The sequence below is a fragment of the Liquorilactobacillus sicerae genome (assembly GCF_029916425.1).
GTDB lineage: Bacteria > Bacillota > Bacilli > Lactobacillales > Lactobacillaceae > Liquorilactobacillus > Liquorilactobacillus sicerae.
The window spans coordinates 1-17,720 of the sequence record NZ_JAHAVQ010000015.1 but is presented as its reverse complement, the minus strand read 5'-3'; the positions used below and the strand labels follow the sequence as shown (position 1 = coordinate 17,720).

The following is a 17,720-nucleotide window of genomic DNA, read 5'->3' as shown; positions in this document are numbered from 1 at the left end:
GGATTGAAAATTTTGGAAGCCACAGAAATCTTAGCTGGATTAAATGATAAACAAAAAGAAGCGGTGGAACAAATCAATGGCCCATTGTTAGTAATTGCCGGTGCTGGTAGCGGGAAAACGCGGGTTTTGACTCATCGCATCGCTTATTTGATTGAAAATGTTGGCATTGATCCTTGGAATATTTTGGCGATCACTTTTACGAATAAAGCTGCCCGCGAAATGCGGGAACGTGTTAGCCGTTTGTTGGGAGCGGCGGCTGCTGACGTTTGGGTTTCGACTTTTCATGCTTTATGTGTGCGGATCTTGCGCCGTGATATCGACAAATTGGGCTATGAACGGACGTTTACGATCGTTGGAACTAGTGAACAGCGGACATTGATGAAAAATGTTTCAGCAGAATTAAATCTGGATAGCAAAAAGTTTGATCCGCGGGCTTTGTTAGCCAGTGTTTCCAATGCTAAAAATCAACTGTTGACGCCTGCTGAATTAGCCGCTCAAGCTAATGGTCCGTTTGAAAAGCAAGCGGCTCAAGCTTACCTTTTATATCAACAAGGTCTGGAAAAAAATCAGGCAGTGGATTTTGATGACTTGATCATGTTGACTTTAAAACTTTTTAAGCAAGAACCGGAGATTTTAAAACATTATCAGGATAAATTCCTTTATCTGCATGTTGATGAATATCAGGATACTAACGAGGCACAATATCAGCTTGTCAGTCAGCTAGCCGCCGGGTCACATAACCTGTGTGTTGTTGGTGATGCTGACCAGAGTATTTATGGTTGGCGCGGAGCTAACATGCAAAATATTCTGGATTTTGAAAAAGATTATCCAAGTGCTAAAGTCGTTAAATTGGAACAGAATTATCGCTCGACTAAAACGATTTTGCAGGCGGCTAACTCAGTTATCAAAAACAACGTTAACCGTAAAGTGAAAAAATTATGGACAGAAAATCATCAAGGCGATAAGATCCATTATTATCGGGCGCAAAGCGCTAATGATGAAGCTTATTTTGTTATTCGCCAAATTCAGCAATTGATGCAGGAAAAAAGTTATTGCTATCAAGATTTTGCCATCTTATATCGGACTAATGCCCAATCGCGAACAGTCGAAGAAGCTTTTGTTAAATCAAATATTCCTTATCGGATTGTAGGTGCGCATAAATTTTATGATCGCAAAGAAATCTTGGATACTTTGGCTTATTTGCAATTAGTTACTAATCCTCAAGATTCATTAAGTTTCAATCGGGTTGTTAATGAGCCAAAACGTGGAATCGGAGCGGCTAGTTTAGAAAAGCTGACGGATTTTGCTGCGCGCCAGCAAATTTCTTTGCTAAAAGCAGCTGAAGATCCGGCAATGGCCAATATTTCTGGTAAGGCGGCACGTGAGCTTGAAAATTTTGCCGTAATGATTAATCAACTGCATCAGTTACAGCAATCAGTTGATATTACTGAATTAACGGAAAAAGTTCTCGCCAAAAGCGGTTATCAAGCAGCGTTGCAAGCAACTAAAAATTTGGAAAATCAAAGTCGGTTAGAAAATTTGGATGAATTCTTGACGGTAACTCGCCAATTTGATGCTGCTTGGCAGCCGGAAAATGAAGACAGTGATCGGTTCGTTGATTTTCTAGCTGATTTGGCTTTGATGTCGGACCAGGATTCTTTAAGCGAGGAAACTGATGAAGTAGCTTTGATGACCTTGCATGCGGCTAAGGGGTTGGAATTTCCGGTTGTCTTTTTAGTTGGAATGGAAGAAGGACTTTTTCCATTGGGGCGTGCAGCTTTCAATGAAACCGAATTGGAAGAAGAACGACGATTGGCATATGTCGGTATTACCCGAGCAAAACAGGAATTATATTTAACGAATGCTTTATCACGAATGCTTTATGGCCGCCAGCAAGCTAATCCGGTTTCCCGCTTTATCGATGAAATCAATCCGAGTTTGCTGGAAAGCAAAAATTCGCAAGCAGCTGCCACCAATGTTGGTGCTTGGCATCGTCATCAACTGAGCAGCCGGCGGGTTGTTAATCCGCAGTTACGTACTAGGCAACATGTGGCCTCCAGCGTTCAAGCGGTCAACCCAGGAACTGGAGCACAAAAAGCGGCCTGGAGGATCGGGGATAAAGTTTGGCATAAGAATTGGGGCCAGGGGACGATTGTTAAATTATCTGGCAGGGGTGAGGATCTAGAATTAGATATTGCTTTTCCAGGCCAAGGAATTAAACGTTTATTAGCAGCTTTTGCCCCAATTAGTCACCAAAAGCAGTAGACTTAAAGGAGGACTTATATCATGAATGAGGAACAAGCAGCTCAGCAAGTGGCCCAGCTGCGCGATCAGCTGAATACTTGGAGTCGCCAGTATTATGTTGAAGATGCTCCGACGGTTGAAGATCAGGTCTATGATCAAGCTTATCGCCAGCTGCAGCAGCTCGAAAAGCAGTTTCCTCAGTTGATTACGCCTGATTCACCGACCCAAAGAGTGGGCGGCCAAGTTCTGAGTAATTTTGAAAAAAAGCGGCATGCCATTCCAATGCTATCTTTGGGGGATGTCTTTTCGAAAAGCGAATTATTTGAATTCGATCAACGCTTGCAGCAGCAAGTTCAACAACCAGTTGATTATAATTGTGAATTAAAGATCGATGGATTGGCGATTTCTTTAGTTTATCGCGATGGGCTGTTAGTTGAAGGATCAACACGTGGCAATGGAATTATTGGTGAAAACATCACTAATAATTTAAAAACGATCAAAGCAATCCCGTTGCAGCTAAGCGAGCCGGTCTCCCTAGAAGTTCGGGGTGAGTGTTATATGCCCAAAGCTGCGTTTGTGCGTTTAAATCAGCGGCGTGAAGAACAGGGCCTGCCTGTTTTTGCCAATCCGCGTAATGCTGCGGCTGGAAGTTTGCGACAATTAGATCCACGGATTACAGCTGAACGACAGTTGAGTACCTTTATTTATTATTTGTTGGAACCAAGAAGGTTTGGTTTAAAGACGCAAAGTGCTGTTATCAAACAGCTGGCGGTTTGGGGATTTAAAGTCAACCAAGAATCTCGGGTTGCTCATGATCACCAAGAAATTGAGGCTTATCTCGATGAATATCAAGCCAAACGGCCACAATTAGCTTATGATATTGATGGGATCGTTTTAAAAGCTAATCAGTTGCAGGTCCATCAGCAAGTCGGCAATACGATCAAAGTTCCACGCTGGGCGATTGCTTTTAAGTTTCCACCAGATGAACAAGCAACAATCGTGCGACAAATTGAATGGACGGTCGGCCGAACCGGAATCGTTACCCCAACAGCCGTTATGGACCCTGTTACGTTGGCTGGGACGACAGTCAGTCGGGCTTCACTGCATAATCCGGACTATTTGTTGCAAAAAGATATTCGGGTGGGTGATACTGTCAAGCTGCATAAGGCTGGTGACATAATTCCCGAAATCTCGGAGGTCGTTTTAAAGCAAAGGCCGACAACCGCTCAGCCAACTAAAATCTTGACTAACTGTCCGGTGTGTCAGGCTAAGTTGGTCCATTTGGACGAAGAAGTGGCTTTGCGTTGCATTAATCCTAAGTGCCCAGCTTTGATCAAAGAAAGCATCGTTCATTTTGCTTCTCGGGATGCAATGGAGATCACGGGCCTCGGACCGCGCATCGTCGAGCAACTTTATCGGCAGAATTTAGTAGCGGATGTGGCTGATTTATATCGGCTGGAAGCCAATGATTTGTTAAAATTAGATAAATTTAAAGAAAAATCGACCCAAAACCTCTTGACGGCAATTGACCATAGCCGGCATAATTCAGCTGAACGCTTATTATACGGTTTGGGGATCCGGCATGTCGGAATCAAAGCTGCCCGCTTGCTCTTGCAAAATTTTGGCAACTTGGAACAGCTGATGCAAGCCAGTGAAGCTAAAATTGCGGCAATTGCTTCGATTGGGCCGACGATTGCCCAAAGTATTGTGACTTATTTTGAAAATCAAGAGGTAAAACAACTGATTGCTGAATTGACGGCCGTTGGAGTCAATCTAAAGTATTTGGGCCAAGCTCCAGCCACGATCCCCAGCGATAGTTTCTTTAGTCAAAAACGCGTCGTCCTGACCGGCAGATTAGAAACTGTAACGCGCTTGCAAGCTAAGAAATGGCTGGAAGCACATGGCGCTCAAGTGACTGGCAGTGTTTCTTCTAAAACAGATTTGTTGATCGTTGGCCAAGATGCCGGCAGTAAATTGGTCAAGGCTCAATCCTTGGAAGTCAAAATCATGACGGAAAATAGATTTATTGAATTAATGGAGGCAGAAAAGTGAAAAAAACTGGCATTCTTGTTAGTGCATTAATTGCTTTGATCTTAGGTGGATGCAGCCAAAGCAGCAAAACTTCAACGAACTCTTCACAAAGCAAAAGCAGTTCATCTTATCAGATCACTGCTAAGTCAAATGACAGCCAGTATCAAACGGTAATCAACAATGGCAGTTATTTGACTAGTAAGTCGCGCGGCGTCGGAATCTCGCAAAATTCAGATAATTTGCTGAATTTGAAGAGCTTTGAGAGTGGCTTGTTGCAATTGTCTAAAAGCAAGTTTTCGACCAGTGATTACATCTTTCGCGAAGGACAGGTGCTTTCAAAAGCAACAGTTGAAAATTGGTTAGGACGTCAATCTAAGTCTAATTCGACGGGGCTGAATCCAGAAAATAATGGTCAAACTGATCCAGATAAGCGTAATCCAATTTATGTTCAGCAATTAGAAGAACAGGATTATATGAAGCAAAAAAATGGCAAGTTGGTTTTATCTGGGATAACGATCGGAATTGGTATGAATCGCAAAGATTATTATCAAAAAGAACAATACGGAGCAACTTATTCAACAACGATTTCAAAAGCTAAGATGATTGAAGAAGGTCGCTTAGCTGCAGCTAAAGTAATACAACGGGTGCGCAATAAAGTTGGCAATAATGTACCGATTATGATTGCAATGTTTGAACAAGCACCGAATGACAGTTTGGTTGGCGGATCATTTTACTCTTATACCTATGTCAAAAGTGGCAGTACGATCAGTACTTGGAATGATATCAATTTGAAGAGTTATATCATGCCAGAAACTTCAACTAATTCAGTGCCGAATGATAATGATGAAACTTCCTTTGAAAGTTTTAAAAAGCAAGTTCAGAACTTTTTCCCGAATTTGGCAGGGGTGACGGCCCAAGCGGAATATGAAAATAAACAGCTGCAAGGTTTGCACGTTAATATTACAACGCAATTTTATAGTGAAACAGAAATTATCAGTTTTACTCAATATTTAGCGCAAGCCGCCCGAAATTATTTGCCAAGTGGAATTCCCATCGACATTACCGTCAAAGGAAGTGATGGGACAGTTCAGAGTTTCTTGGCCAGAACTGCCAAGCAAACCAATTATTATACCCATGTTTTCAGTAGTTATTAATAAAAAAAGCCTGAATTTGTGATTGAGATCCCAGCAGGTAAAAATCTTATGCTAAAATACAGTTATTAAAGGGAAAGAAGGAGTACTAATGGCAATCACTGCAGATGAAGTAAAACATGTTGCTGGGTTAGCTAAATTAGCTTTCACAGATCAACAGCTCCAGAAGTTTACTGGACAAATGGATGAGATCATCAAAATGGTTCAACAGTTAAGTGATGTTGATACAACTAACGTACCAGTAACGACGCACGTTACCGATGCCAAGAATGTTATGCGAACTGATGTCGCTGAAGAAGGAACTGATCGTGATTTATTGATGAAAAATGTTCCGGACAGTCAAGACGGCTATATCAAAGTTCCGGCAATCATTGATGAAAGTGGGGAAGCATAATCGATGGATTACTTTAAGCAAGATTTGACCAGTCTACATGAGTTATTAGTTAAAAAAGAAATTAGTGTTACTGAATTGGTCAAGGAAACCTTTGCCACGATCAAGCAGCGTGATCAAAAATTAGCAGCTTTTCTGACACTTAACGAACAAACTGCTTTGGCTCAGGCCGCTTCGCTTGATCAAAAGGGCGTTGACCCAGAAAATATTTTGGCGGGGATTCCTTTAGCAATCAAAGACAACATTGTCACTAAAGGTTTGCGGACCACCGCTGCCAGCAAGATCTTGGAGAATTTTCAGCCGATTTACAATGCAACAGTTATAGATAAATTGGCTGCTAAACAAATGATCACTGTCGGCAAAACGAATCTTGATGAGTTTGCAATGGGTGGGTCAACTGAAAACTCGGCTTTTAAAATTACGAAAAATGCTTGGGATCAGACCAAAGTTCCCGGTGGCTCATCCGGTGGCTCAGCTGCTGCCGTTGCCAGTGGTGAAGTAATCGGGGCTTTGGGTTCAGATACTGGTGGCTCGATTCGGCAACCAGCTGCCTTTAACGGTATTGTTGGCGTTAAACCGACATATGGCCGGGTATCGCGGTTTGGCTTGATTGCTTTTGCTTCCAGTATGGATCAGATTGGACCCATGACACGAACAGTTAAAGATAATGCGTTAATTTTAAATGCTATCAGTGGGGTTGACCCACATGATGCCACCAGTTCAACGCAGCCAGTTCCTGATTTTGCCGCTGGTTTAGATGGCAATATTAAGGGAATGCGGATTGCAGTACCGAAAGAATATCTGGGTAAGGGGATCGCCACTGATGTTCGAGAAGCAATTCAAAATGCGATCAGCACCTTTGAAAAATTGGGTGCAACGGTCGATGAAGTTAGCTTACCACACAGCAAATACGGTGTGCCAGTTTATTACATTATCGCGTCATCAGAAGCTAGCTCTAATCTGCAGCGTTTTGATGGCATTCGTTACGGCTATCGGGCACAAGATGTTAAAAGCCTCGAAGATGTTTATGTTAAGTCGCGCTCAGAAGCATTTGGCGATGAAGTTAAACGGCGGATCATGTTAGGAACTTTCTCATTATCAGCTGGAACTTATGATGCCTTCTTCAAAAAAGCTGCACAGGTCCGGACTTTGATTTGCCGTGATTTTGCTAAAATTTACCAAGATTATGATCTGATCTTGGGACCAACTACTCCGACCACTGCTTTTGGGATTGGTGAAGATATTGATGATCCGGTCACTATGTACATGAATGATATTTTGACGATTCCAGTTAACTTGGCTGGCTTGCCAGGGATGTCTTTGCCAGCAGGTTTTTCAAATGGCTTGCCAGTCGGTTTGCAATTGATTGCCAACCAGTTTAAAGAGCAGACTTTGTATCGCGCCGGTTATGCTTTTGAACAAGCAACCGATTTTCATAAACAAGTTCCAGTGATTGGAGGCCAAGATTAATGAATTTTGAAGCAACGATCGGACTTGAAGTCCATGTTGAATTAAAAACTAATTCGAAAGCATTTTCACCCGCACCAGTTGAATACGGGGCAGAACCGAATACGAATACTAATGTTGTTGACTGGGGTTATCCAGGTGCTTTGCCAACGATTAACCGCGGAATTATTGAATTCGGGATGCGGGCAGCATTAGCTTTGAATTGTGAGATCACCCGCGATATGCTTTTTGATCGGAAAAACTACTTCTATCCTGATAATCCGAAAGCTTATCAGATCACCCAATCAGAAACGCCGATTGGCCGCAATGGCTGGGTCGAAATCGAAGTCGATGGTAAAAAGAAGAAAATCGGGATCGAAGAAATGCACGTTGAAGAAGATGCCGGTAAAAATACGCATAGTCCAGACGGCTATTCATACGTTGATCTAAATCGTCAGGGGACGCCGTTAATCGAAATCGTTTCAAAACCAGATATTTCAACAGCAGATGAAGCTTATGCCTATTTGGTAAAATTACGACAAATTGTGCAGTTTACCGGTGTCTCTGACGTTAAGATGGAAGAGGGCTCAATGCGGGCTGATGTCAATGTTTCTGTGCGGCCAATCGGTTCAACCAAACTGGGAACTAAAACCGAAATGAAGAATTTAAATTCTTTTGAACATGTTCGCAAGGGGACTCATTATGAATCTAAGCGGCAGCAGCGGGTTTTGATGTCTGGCGGCAAAGTCCAGCAGGAGACACGGCGCTTTGATGAAGCAACCGGTGAAACAATCTTGATGCGGGTCAAAGAAGGTGCCAGCGACTATCGCTACTTCCCAGAACCGGATCTGCCACCAGTTCACATTTCTGACGAATGGATCGAAGAAGTTCGCCAGTCGATTCCCGAAATGCCGGATAAACGGCGCGCACGCTACGTTTCAGAGTGGAAATTGCCGGAATATGATGCGGGAGTTTTGACGCAGACCAAGGAAATGTCCGATTTCTTTGAAGCAACAGTTGCTGCTGGGGCTGATCCTAAATTAGCTGCCAACTGGTTAATGGGTGAAGTTAATGCTTATCTGAATGCCAAACAGATCGATTTGCCGGCTACTAAATTGACGCCAGCTCATTTGGCAACAATGATCAAGATGATTGAAAATGAAACAATTTCTTCGAAGATCGCGAAAAAAGTCTTTAAGGAGATCATTACCAAGGATACCGAACCAAAAGCTTGGGTCGAGCAAAAAGGTTTGGTCCAGTTATCTGATCCAGCTGTTTTGCAGCCAATCATTGATCAAATTTTGAACAATAATCAAAAATCAATTGATGACTTTAAGAACGGCAAAGATCGGGCAATCGGTTTCTTGGTTGGCCAGATCATGAAACAAACGCATGGGAAAGCCAATCCAAAGGTTGTTAATCAATTATTGCTGTCAAGTTTGCAGGCCAGGTAGTCTAGAACAAGTTCGTGTGATTAAAGGGGCAATTGAGAATGCAAAAACGCTGTCGAATTATTTATAATCCGACTTCTGGCCGGGAAGCCATGAAGTATGATTTAGTGAACATCCTGAATATTCTGGAAAGAGCTGGTTATGAAACAAGTGCTTTCCAAACTACTCCCGAGCCTAATTCAGCTAGAAATGAAGCGGAAAGAGTTGCACGAGCTGGTTTTAGCTTAGTGATCGCAGCCGGCGGGGATGGGACGATCAATGAAGTTGTTAATGGGATCGCTCCGTTGAAACACCGACCAAAAATGGGAATTATTCCGGCCGGAACAACGAATGATTACGCACGGGCTTTAAAGATTCCACGGGAAAACCCAATTGAAGCTGCTAAGGTGATTGCAAACGGCAAAACCGTGAAAATGGATATCGGCCAAGCTGGCAAAAAGTACTTTGTCAATATCGCAGCTGGTGGTTTGCTGACGGAATTGACCTATGGCGTACCATCTGAATATAAATCGTTGTTCGGCTATTTAGCCTACCTGGTCAAGGGAGCTGAACTGCTGCCACGGATCAAACCGATCAAAATGCATTTGCAATATGACGGCGGTGAATTTGCGGGAACAGCATCGATGTTTTTTTTGGCACTGACAAATTCAGTTGGTGGTTTTGAACAAATCGTGCCGGATGCTTCCTTGGATGATGGCAAGTTTACGCTGATTGTCGTTAAAACCAGCAATTTGGTAGAAATCTTGCAACTGATTACAATGGTTTTAAATGGTGGTAAACATATCAATGATCCCCGAATCTTGTATGTTAAAACGTCTAAGTTAGTTGCTCATCCAGTTGATGATAAATTGATGATCAATATTGATGGTGAATATGGCGGAGATGCTCCGATGGCCTTTCGCGATTTAAAACAGCATATTGAAATGTTCGCTAATACTGCCGAAATCCCGGCTACTGCAATTACTTCGCCAATTGAATCTGCGCAAGAAAATGCGCGTGAGCATTTTGTTGAGGAAATGGAAGGAATTGCGAAGGAAGAGAAAACTTCTGAGTCAAAGATCACTGACCAGACGGCAAATAAAGAATAAGCTGAGAACACCGTTGCTTCGAAATATCAAAAGCACGGTGTTTTTTGGCTAATTAAGAAAGTGAGATAGAAGTATGAAAAATGTTCCAGTTCAAAAAAATCAGGAACTAGAATTAACAATCGAGGACCTAAGTTATCAAGGTAGAGGAGTAGCCAAGGTTGGACATTATCCTTTGTTTATTGAAAATGCCCTGCCAGGTGAAAAAGTTCTGGCACATGTCTTAAAAGTCAGCAAGAATTACGGCTTCGCTAAAGTTATGGAACGGTATAATGATAGTCCAGAACGCCAACCCGTTTCTAAACTGGCCTATTTACAAACGGGGATTGCGCCGCTACAGCATTTGACCTACCAAGCCCAGTTGCAGTTCAAGCAAAACCAGCTTCAAGAGTTATTGCATAAAGTTCATTTAGATCAAATTGAGGTTGCGCCAACGATCGGAATGGCTGAGCCGTTGCATTACCGCAATAAAGCTCAAATCCCGGTTCGGATGGTCAACGGTCAACTGGAAACTGGTTTTTTCAAACAACGGAGTCACCAGTTCATTGTCTTACATGACTTCTTAATTCAAAATCCAAGAATCGATCAAGTTTTGATGGTTGTCCGCGACATCTTACGTGAATTTGAGATCCCCGCTTATAATGAATCGGCACACAGCGGGATCTTGCGCCATATCGTGATTCGTCGCGGCCATTATTCTGGTGAGGTCATGGTGATCTTAGTTACCCGCTCACGCAAATTGCCGGCCGCAAATCAAATTGCCCAGGAAATAATTGAGCATTGCCCAGATGTCGTTAGCGTTTATCAAAATATTAATTCTGAGCGGACCAATGTTATTTTAGGAGAAACTGAAAAATTGCTTGCCGGCAAAGAACAAATCACTGACCAGCTGAACGGAATTAACTTTGCAATTTCACCACGCTCATTTTTCCAAGTCAATTCTTTGCAGACCGAAAAAATCTATCAGTATGCTGTCAAAGCTGCCCATTTAAGCGGTAACGAAACGGTAATTGATGCGTATTGCGGAATCGGGACGATTTCATTGACGTTGGCGCAAAAGGTAGCAAAAGTTTTTGGGGTCGAGATCGTCCCGGATGCGATTGCGGATGCCAAGAAAAACGCCAAACTCAATGGAATCACCAATACTGAATTTAAAGTCGGTTCAGCTGTCGAATGGATGAAAAAATGGGCAGATCAAGATCTTAAACCGGATGTGGTGGTCTTTGATCCGCCACGCAAAGGTTTGGATTCAGAAGTTTTGGAGAGTACCATGCAGTTGGCACCAAAGCGGATCGTTTATGTCAGCTGCAATCCGGCGACTTTGGTGCGTGATCTGCGCTACTTGTTAGATCATGGCTACTCAGTTGCTCAACCGATTCAGCCGTTCGATCAATTTCCGCAGACGAATCATGTTGAGAGCGTGACAGTCCTGGAACGCGACTAGAAGGAGCGTGGAAGCTTAGTAACGCTCCATGCGATAGTCACCCAAGAATGAGAAGCAAAGTGACAAATGATTGGCAAGTACGAACCGTCGAGAGTGTAACTTTGCAATTTGACAAGGTGACTTTTTCAATCATATGTGCACTTCTACTAATTTATATGCAAGTTGAAAGTTCGTAATGTTAATTAGGCTCAAGTGCTTTGTCAAAGTGCACTTAAGTTAGTTGTTGAGCTGTTTTCACTTGCTTAATTACTTCTACTGATAAGCCAACAGAAGTTGAAAAGTAAATTATAACAAAGTAAAAAGCTGACAGTTAAAACCACCAGCAGAAAAGTTTAAAGATTAAGATAGATTAGATATTATAGTAAACGAAAAGAAGGCAACGAGTGGCACCTCGTTACCCTCAAGCGTGATCAGAATGATCGAAGATGAAGCTAACCGTTATGGTTGGTTTTTTTTATTATCGCGTAGGCTTCTTTAGCACAGTCGATGATAAACTGACTTAACGCCATGATAACTATGGCGGCAATAGTACCGCGTCCTCGATTCTTTCCAATTTAATAGTCTTCCATCATTTTCGTTTGTAGACATCATTTCGTTTTCCGGCTTTGACGACAACGACAGTGAAAATCTCATCTTGAATATTAGCAATAATTCGGTAACTACCAACTCGATACCGCCATAAGCTACCAAGGTCACCCTCTAAAACTTTTCCCCAAATGCGCGGATCATTAGTTCCCTCAATATGTTTGTCCAACCAGTTGTGGATCTGAGTCAAGTTTTTGGACACATTTTGGTAGAATTTTCGAAACACTTAATTGAGACAATGAGTTCAAGAAACGTAATTGTTTTGGCTAAAAATTAGGCACTGAGTTGTTGTTCAAACATGTTTGGTGTCAAATAGTTTAAACTGCTGTGAATACGATGATTGTTGTAAAAGCCCTCGATATACTGAAATAGTGTTATTTTTGCACTTTCAAAATTTTTATAAGTGTGCAAATAGACTTCCTCTTTTTTCAAGGACGCATGAAAAGATTCGATAGTTGCGTTGTCATATGGACAGCCTTTACGACTGTAAGAATGTTTGATTCCTAGCTGTTCAAGGGCTTTATTAAACACATTGCTAGTATATTGAGAACCCATATCTGAATGAAGAATCAATTCTCCCGTAGTTATTTTCTGGGTTTCACAAGCTGTCTTTAAGGTTTGTAGGCATAAATCAACAGTCATTGTTTTTGAAAGACTATGGGCTATGATTTTCTTCGAATGAAGATCTTGGATAAATGAAAGATAACACCAACCATCTAGAGTTGTGTAAATATAGGTAATATCTGTGACCCACTTTTGGTTAAGTGATGTTGTTGAAAAATCCTGATTTATTAGGTTGGGTAATTGCTCCAATTTTTGTCTTGCAGTTGGTCCGGGACGCCATTTCCTAACTGTTTTTGACCGAAGGCCAAGCTCTCTCATGATTTTTTGAACTAATTTCAGACTTGCATGATCGCCTTGATGATTCAAGATGTAATGGATTTTTGGTGCACCATAAATATCATGAGACTCATGATATATTTCAGTGATTTGTTCTTTTAAGTACTCATGATACAATTTTTTTCTTGGTATTTTGTGATTTTTAACGGCGTAATACGTTGATCTTGGAAAAGATAAAACAGCACAAGACTCTTTGATAGTATGTTTAGGTTTGTTGATTTCAATAGCTGCTAGCCATTCATTGGGAGCTACTTTTTTGCGAATATGGTCAATGCTTTTTTTAGAGTATCGTTCTCACTTTCAAGTTGGGCTAACCGTTTTTGTAAAGCTAAAACGTCAGCTTTAGTTTTCCCGGTGTCTTTGCCCTTTGTGTAAAGTTTTACCCAGTTATAAATTGTCGCAGTTGACAGACCATATTCGCTTTTTAGTTCGGTGACTGAAGCTCCATTGTTGTATAAATCGACGATTGTCTTTTTAAAATCAATTGCATATTTCTTTTTTTCCATAAACGGCACGATTCTTTCATGTTTAAAATTCTACCAGATCGTGTCCATAAATGCATACTAGCATCAGTTATGCCTATAGCAAGAATATGACAGAGATTTTTATGTGCTTGACAAAAATCCAATGAATAATGTAGAACATTTATAAGATATATAATGATTCAACAATTATAATGTAAATAAAAATCGAGGAGATTAGAATGACGGAACGTAATTTCTGGTTTGTAACACGACCGTTGCGTGATCCACAATATCACGCTGATGGATTACGAGCACTTCAAAAAGCAACTAATAATTTTACTTTAAAATGGACGAGAAATCGTCCCTTACATCAAAAATATGAACAATGTTTGGTCGACGCTGGAATGAAGCAAAATAATATAAGTCATGACGGCTCCGGTGGCCGAACTTGGGTTGCAATGTTGAAAACCTATTGCTATGTTTATGAGGATTCTAATGGCTACCTAAAGCCAACTAAGGTAGCCAAGGCAATTCTAGTCGGTAAAAAGGTTCCTGAAAATATTTGTAAGCAGGTCTTAACGCTTCAAATTCCAAACAGCTACTTTATTGGTCCTACATTCCGTCCTAAATTCAGCAAGTATTACCGGATTCAGCCAATTATTTTCTTAATCTTGTTAGCCAACAGTAAGTTACTGGATAAATACATTACCAAAAATGAAATTATACTGTTTGCAATGACGGCTAAACGGAATGAGGAGCTGAAAGCCAAGATTAAACAAATCTTGAAATACCGTAAAAATAATGATGAAGAAAAGGCAAAAATTGAAATTCAAATATTCAATGATAATGGCGATATTAGCCGAGCCGATAGTCGGGGGGACTTCAGCAAATACGTTGATGTGGCGAATACTTTTACTATCCTCTGTCGTTTTACAGGCTTTGCACTCGCTGATTCTGATCATGGTGGGTTAAAAGGGATTAATGATCCTAAGCTCTGGGAAAAGTTTGAACATTTCTGCAACCGTTACCCATTTAATAGCCGAATCGATACCGATCCACAGTTCTATACCTTAAGTGCTGGATTGGATGTTGATACATATAAGACGCAGTACGGCATTAATGCCACTCCAGCTTCAAGAGCTCGTAAGCGTAATATTAAAGCTCAGCAGTTATTGAAAGATTATCCACAACCTGAAGACTTGGGTATGGAGGAACTGACTACAATTCTCAGTAAAGAGTTTATTGGATTCAAGGCGCAAAAGATAGCCGAAGATATCAAATCGCGGAATTTCAAAGTTACCTCCGATTCATTTGTCGATTCTTACTTGCATGAAGAGGATAATCTTGAGTTTGAGCGTAAGACTGCTCGAATTCTACGAGGAATGGGACTAATGACAGAAATGCATCCTGACCCAACTACTGCATTTAATAATGTCAATGAAAATATTGACTTGCTTGCTGAAACAAACGACGAAGACATGATCTTGGTTGATGCCAAGAACTACTCTAGAAATTTCAATCTATCTGCAGCCCTTAGAAATGTTATGGCTAATAGTTACATTGAAGGCTATAAAGGGTACGATGGTTTGAACCCTAAGTACTACTGCTATGTAACGGCCAATACTAATAGTAATGAAAAGAACCTTCAGAAAATCAATGAGCTAGCATTGAAAAACAGTGGTCTAGAAGTTCATGGAATGATGATCTCTGCTTCTGCCTTATACTGGTTGCTCAACTATTGTTCTGAGAATGATATCCCAGAGGAAAATCGGCCAGGGCTGTTTGTCAAGTTGTTCCAAGACAAATCCTATGAAAGTTTCGTCCAAGTTGCTAAAGCATTAAATATTCATTTATAGAAAACAAGCTAACATCGATCATATCAGTATGTGCAGTTTTTTTATTGTTAATTTGCATATATGGTGTATGATTAAATTATTAGCATACGAGTATGCCAGAACAAACGTTTGGAGATGGAGAAGCATGAAGTTCCGTATGGGAGAGTTATTTAGTGGCCCTGGTGGCTTAGCTTTAGGGGCAAAGTTAGCAGGCTTTATAGATAATACAGGTGAAAAATGGGGCTTTGAGCACGCTTGGGCTAATGATTTTGACAAAGATACTGTAGAAACTTATAAGCTGAATATTCTTCATGATTCAGATGCCGATACCGTATTTTGTGAAGATGTTTCTGACCTTCCGATCGGTGACAAATCTATTTTACCAGATATTGATGCTTTGGCATTCGGCTTTCCTTGCAATGATTATTCTAACGTTGGAAAGCAAAAAGGTTTGAATGGCATATATGGTCCATTGTATTCTTACGGTGTTAAGGTAATGAAGTATTATCAACCTAAAGTATTTGTTGCCGAAAATGTTGGTGGACTTTCAAGTGCTAATGAAGGGTACGCTTTAGTAAAAATTCTTGAAGAGTTTCAGGCCAGAGGCTACCATATTACTCCTAATCTTTACAAGTTTGAAGAGTATGGTGTTCCACAAGCAAGGCATCGTATCATCATTGTAGGAATTCGCAATGATTTGTATGAACAAGGCATTCATTATCACGTTCCAGCACAAACAACACCTGATCCAAAAGATATGAGGACCAGTCAACAAGCTATCGAGGTACCACCGATTCCTATTAATGTACCAAACAATGAAATGCCAAACACCACTAAAAGGGTAGTTGAGCGATTATCATACATTCCAGAAGGAGAGAATGCTTGGTACCTCGGTATCCCTGAAAACCTACGTCTCCACGTTCGTGGCGCTAAGTTGTCCAGTATTTACAAACGATTAGATCATACTAAGCCTGCGTATACTGTTACTGGTTCCGGTGGAGGTGGAACTCACATGTACCATTGGAAGGAAAATCGAGCACTAACTAACCGTGAACGTGCACGCTTACAAACCTTTCCAGATAATTTTGAATTCATCGGGAGTAAAGAGTCTGTTAGGAAACAAATTGGTATGGCTGTTCCGCCTGAAGGCGCCAAAGTTGTTATGGAAGCAGTCCTTAAGACCTTTGCTGGTATTAAATACGATTCAGTTAAGCCGACTGAGAAGCTTCAACTAAAAAATCTTGAGAAAGGAAATACGCCTATATTAAAGGGGCTAGGAAAGTAATCTGTATGGTCTATAAATTTCATACTGACAAGAGGACTAGGGCACGAATGTCTAGAGTACACTCTACTAATGGCAAAGATGAGGTTGCTTTAGAGAAGATGTTATGGCACAAAGGCATTCGATATCGAAAAAACTATAAAAAGCTTCCTGGAAAGCCAGATATTGCCATAACTAAGTACAAAATTGCTATTTTTATTGATGGTGAATTCTGGCATGGATATGATTGGAATAATTACAAAACTCATATAAAAAGCAACCGTGATTATTGGATAAAAAAAATCGAATATAATATGCAACATGACCAAAAGGTAAATGAGCAACTACGCAATCAGGATTGGACAGTCTTACGTTTCTGGTCCAAGAGGGTGCTCAAAAATCTTGAGTATTACTGTTCAATCGTCCAATGGTACGTAGATAGTAAACGCTAAATTACTATATATATAATGTGTAAAAATCATCCACTATAAGTAATCCTTGAGGTATTCACAAAGATACACAAAATACCCATCAAACACATCAATTTGTTTAGCAAGGAAATATTTGCAAGCTGAATTTTAGCTGTGCTTAATGCGGTATTAAGTTGACAGTGACTGATTAAGCAAATTTAGCAGTCATTGGAAGTAAAACCATGATTTTGAACAAGAAAGGAAGTTTTTACATGACAAAAGTAGCAGTTGTGTTTGCTGATGGTTGTGAAGAAGTTGAAGGCCTTAGCGTTGTTGATGTCTTGCGGCGCCTAGGCATTCAAACTGACATGGTTGGTTTGATTAGCAAGGATGTCATGGGTGATCACAAAATTAAGATAACTTGCGATAAAGTGGTCGATGATAGTTTGCTAGCTTATGACTTAGTGGCTTTCCCAGGTGGGATGACTGGTTCGGCTAATTTGCGGGATAACCAAAAGCTGCAGGATTTGATGGTTAAACGTCATGAAAACGGCCAATGGGATGCCGCAATGTGTGCTGCTCCACGTGCGCTAGCTCGCTATGGCATTCTGGCTGATGCAGATTACACGGCTTTTCCGGGGATCGATCAAGAAACTAAACAGGATGCGCCAACTGGCAATTTCAAAGAGGACATTACTGTGACTGATCAGGAACATAAAATTTTAACCAGCCGCGGACCGGCAACAGCTTGGGCATTTGCCTATGCAATTGCCGAAACATTAGGTTATGATACTAAAGATTTGAAACATGGGATGCTCTATGATTATTTAGCTGACAATATTCAGGATAGTCTTTGAATTTATTTAATGGTTGCTAAATTGATCTTCAATAAGACGGTTCTTTTTCAAGTAGTACTGATAAATAAAATTGCCTAAATTGCAATTTAAATTGGTATAGCTGGATTATTAAGCTATCTGTTCTGCGGAATGGATGGCTTTTTTGATGTAATAATGATAATTTAA

Annotated in this window: 15 protein-coding genes; 12 read left to right on the top strand and 3 right to left on the bottom strand. The window is 40.8% G+C overall.

What is annotated here, in order from left to right:
• The first annotated feature begins 12 nt into the window (after positions 1-12).
• The 8 genes from pcrA (at position 13) to rlmD (ending at position 11,243) form a co-directional block, all read left to right on the top strand.
• Positions 13-2,265, top strand: a complete 2,253-nt coding sequence (gene pcrA / locus KH893_RS09450; protein WP_281165908.1) for a DNA helicase PcrA — start codon at positions 13-15, stop codon at positions 2,263-2,265.
• A gap of 21 nt (positions 2,266-2,286) precedes the next feature.
• Positions 2,287-4,296 (top strand): NAD-dependent DNA ligase LigA, encoded by a 2,010-nt coding sequence (ligA, locus tag KH893_RS09445; protein WP_281165907.1) that lies wholly within the window; start codon positions 2,287-2,289, stop codon positions 4,294-4,296.
• On the top strand, positions 4,293-5,429 hold the full coding sequence (locus tag KH893_RS09440) for a CamS family sex pheromone protein (protein WP_281165906.1): 1,137 nt from the start codon (positions 4,293-4,295) through the stop codon (positions 5,427-5,429). Before ligA ends, KH893_RS09440 begins: the two co-directional genes overlap by 4 nt.
• Before the next feature lie 88 nt (positions 5,430-5,517).
• Positions 5,518-5,820 carry an Asp-tRNA(Asn)/Glu-tRNA(Gln) amidotransferase subunit GatC gene (gene gatC, locus KH893_RS09435; protein ID WP_281165905.1) on the top strand — a complete coding sequence of 101 codons (303 nt, stop codon included), beginning with the start codon at positions 5,518-5,520 and terminating at the stop codon, positions 5,818-5,820.
• A gap of 3 nt (positions 5,821-5,823) precedes the next feature.
• The gene (gene gatA, locus KH893_RS09430) at positions 5,824-7,287 is read left to right on the top strand and encodes an Asp-tRNA(Asn)/Glu-tRNA(Gln) amidotransferase subunit GatA (RefSeq protein ID WP_281165904.1); all 1,464 of its coding nucleotides are present in this window, start codon (positions 5,824-5,826) and stop codon (positions 7,285-7,287) included.
• Positions 7,287-8,717, top strand: a complete 1,431-nt coding sequence (gene gatB, locus KH893_RS09425; protein ID WP_281165903.1) for an Asp-tRNA(Asn)/Glu-tRNA(Gln) amidotransferase subunit GatB — start codon at positions 7,287-7,289, stop codon at positions 8,715-8,717. Before gatA ends, gatB begins: the two co-directional genes overlap by 1 nt.
• 38 nt (positions 8,718-8,755) lie before the next feature.
• Complete coding sequence (locus tag KH893_RS09420) at positions 8,756-9,802, top strand: diacylglycerol kinase (protein WP_281165902.1); 1,047 nt, start codon at positions 8,756-8,758, stop codon at positions 9,800-9,802.
• A gap of 73 nt (positions 9,803-9,875) precedes the next feature.
• Positions 9,876-11,243, top strand: coding sequence for a 23S rRNA (uracil(1939)-C(5))-methyltransferase RlmD (gene rlmD, locus KH893_RS09415; protein ID WP_281165901.1), 1,368 nt, complete (start codon positions 9,876-9,878; stop codon positions 11,241-11,243).
• Positions 11,244-11,811: 568 nt separating this feature from the next.
• Here rlmD and KH893_RS09410 read toward each other — a convergent pair.
• From KH893_RS09410 to KH893_RS09400, 3 genes are all read right to left on the bottom strand, one after another.
• Entirely contained in the window at positions 11,812-12,018 is a 207-nt protein-coding gene (locus KH893_RS09410; RefSeq protein ID WP_281165900.1) for a type II toxin-antitoxin system RelE family toxin, read from the bottom strand.
• Positions 12,019-12,101: 83 nt separating this feature from the next.
• Positions 12,102-12,953 (bottom strand): IS3 family transposase, encoded by an 852-nt coding sequence (locus KH893_RS09405; RefSeq protein WP_281165957.1) that lies wholly within the window; start codon positions 12,951-12,953, stop codon positions 12,102-12,104.
• 23 nt (positions 12,954-12,976) lie between these two features.
• Complete coding sequence (locus KH893_RS09400) at positions 12,977-13,234, bottom strand: transposase (protein ID WP_281165899.1); 258 nt, start codon at positions 13,232-13,234, stop codon at positions 12,977-12,979.
• A 197-nt stretch (positions 13,235-13,431) separates the two neighbouring features.
• On the opposite strand from KH893_RS09400, the gene KH893_RS09395 reads away from it, so the two are divergent.
• From KH893_RS09395 to KH893_RS09380, 4 genes are all read left to right on the top strand, one after another.
• Positions 13,432-15,048 (top strand): AlwI family type II restriction endonuclease, encoded by a 1,617-nt coding sequence (locus tag KH893_RS09395; protein ID WP_281165898.1) that lies wholly within the window; start codon positions 13,432-13,434, stop codon positions 15,046-15,048.
• A 124-nt stretch (positions 15,049-15,172) separates the two neighbouring features.
• Positions 15,173-16,312, top strand: coding sequence for a DNA cytosine methyltransferase (locus tag KH893_RS09390; RefSeq protein ID WP_281165897.1), 1,140 nt, complete (start codon positions 15,173-15,175; stop codon positions 16,310-16,312).
• A gap of 5 nt (positions 16,313-16,317) precedes the next feature.
• Complete coding sequence (locus KH893_RS09385; protein WP_281165896.1) at positions 16,318-16,740, top strand: very short patch repair endonuclease; 423 nt, start codon at positions 16,318-16,320, stop codon at positions 16,738-16,740.
• Between the two features lie 230 nt (positions 16,741-16,970).
• Complete coding sequence (locus KH893_RS09380; RefSeq protein ID WP_281165895.1) at positions 16,971-17,555, top strand: DJ-1 family glyoxalase III; 585 nt, start codon at positions 16,971-16,973, stop codon at positions 17,553-17,555.
• Positions 17,556-17,720: the final 165 nt, after the last annotated feature.

What these genes read in the sequence shown, in the direction of transcription:
- gatB (WP_281165903.1), top strand. Translation starts at nt 7,287, where the DNA reads ATGAATTTTGAAGCAACGATCGGACTTGAAGTCCATGTTGAATTAAAA.
- KH893_RS09390 (WP_281165897.1), top strand. Translation starts at nt 15,173, where the DNA reads ATGAAGTTCCGTATGGGAGAGTTATTTAGTGGCCCTGGTGGCTTAGCT.
- ligA (WP_281165907.1), top strand. Translation starts at nt 2,287, where the DNA reads ATGAATGAGGAACAAGCAGCTCAGCAAGTGGCCCAGCTGCGCGATCAG.
- KH893_RS09385 (WP_281165896.1), top strand. Translation starts at nt 16,318, where the DNA reads ATGGTCTATAAATTTCATACTGACAAGAGGACTAGGGCACGAATGTCT.
- KH893_RS09380 (WP_281165895.1), top strand. Translation starts at nt 16,971, where the DNA reads ATGACAAAAGTAGCAGTTGTGTTTGCTGATGGTTGTGAAGAAGTTGAA.
- KH893_RS09395 (WP_281165898.1), top strand. Translation starts at nt 13,432, where the DNA reads ATGACGGAACGTAATTTCTGGTTTGTAACACGACCGTTGCGTGATCCA.
- rlmD (WP_281165901.1), top strand. Translation starts at nt 9,876, where the DNA reads ATGAAAAATGTTCCAGTTCAAAAAAATCAGGAACTAGAATTAACAATC.
- gatA (WP_281165904.1), top strand. Translation starts at nt 5,824, where the DNA reads ATGGATTACTTTAAGCAAGATTTGACCAGTCTACATGAGTTATTAGTT.
- KH893_RS09400 (WP_281165899.1), bottom strand. Translation starts at nt 13,234, where the DNA reads ATGGAAAAAAAGAAATATGCAATTGATTTTAAAAAGACAATCGTCGAT.
- KH893_RS09420 (WP_281165902.1), top strand. Translation starts at nt 8,756, where the DNA reads ATGCAAAAACGCTGTCGAATTATTTATAATCCGACTTCTGGCCGGGAA.
- gatC (WP_281165905.1), top strand. Translation starts at nt 5,518, where the DNA reads ATGGCAATCACTGCAGATGAAGTAAAACATGTTGCTGGGTTAGCTAAA.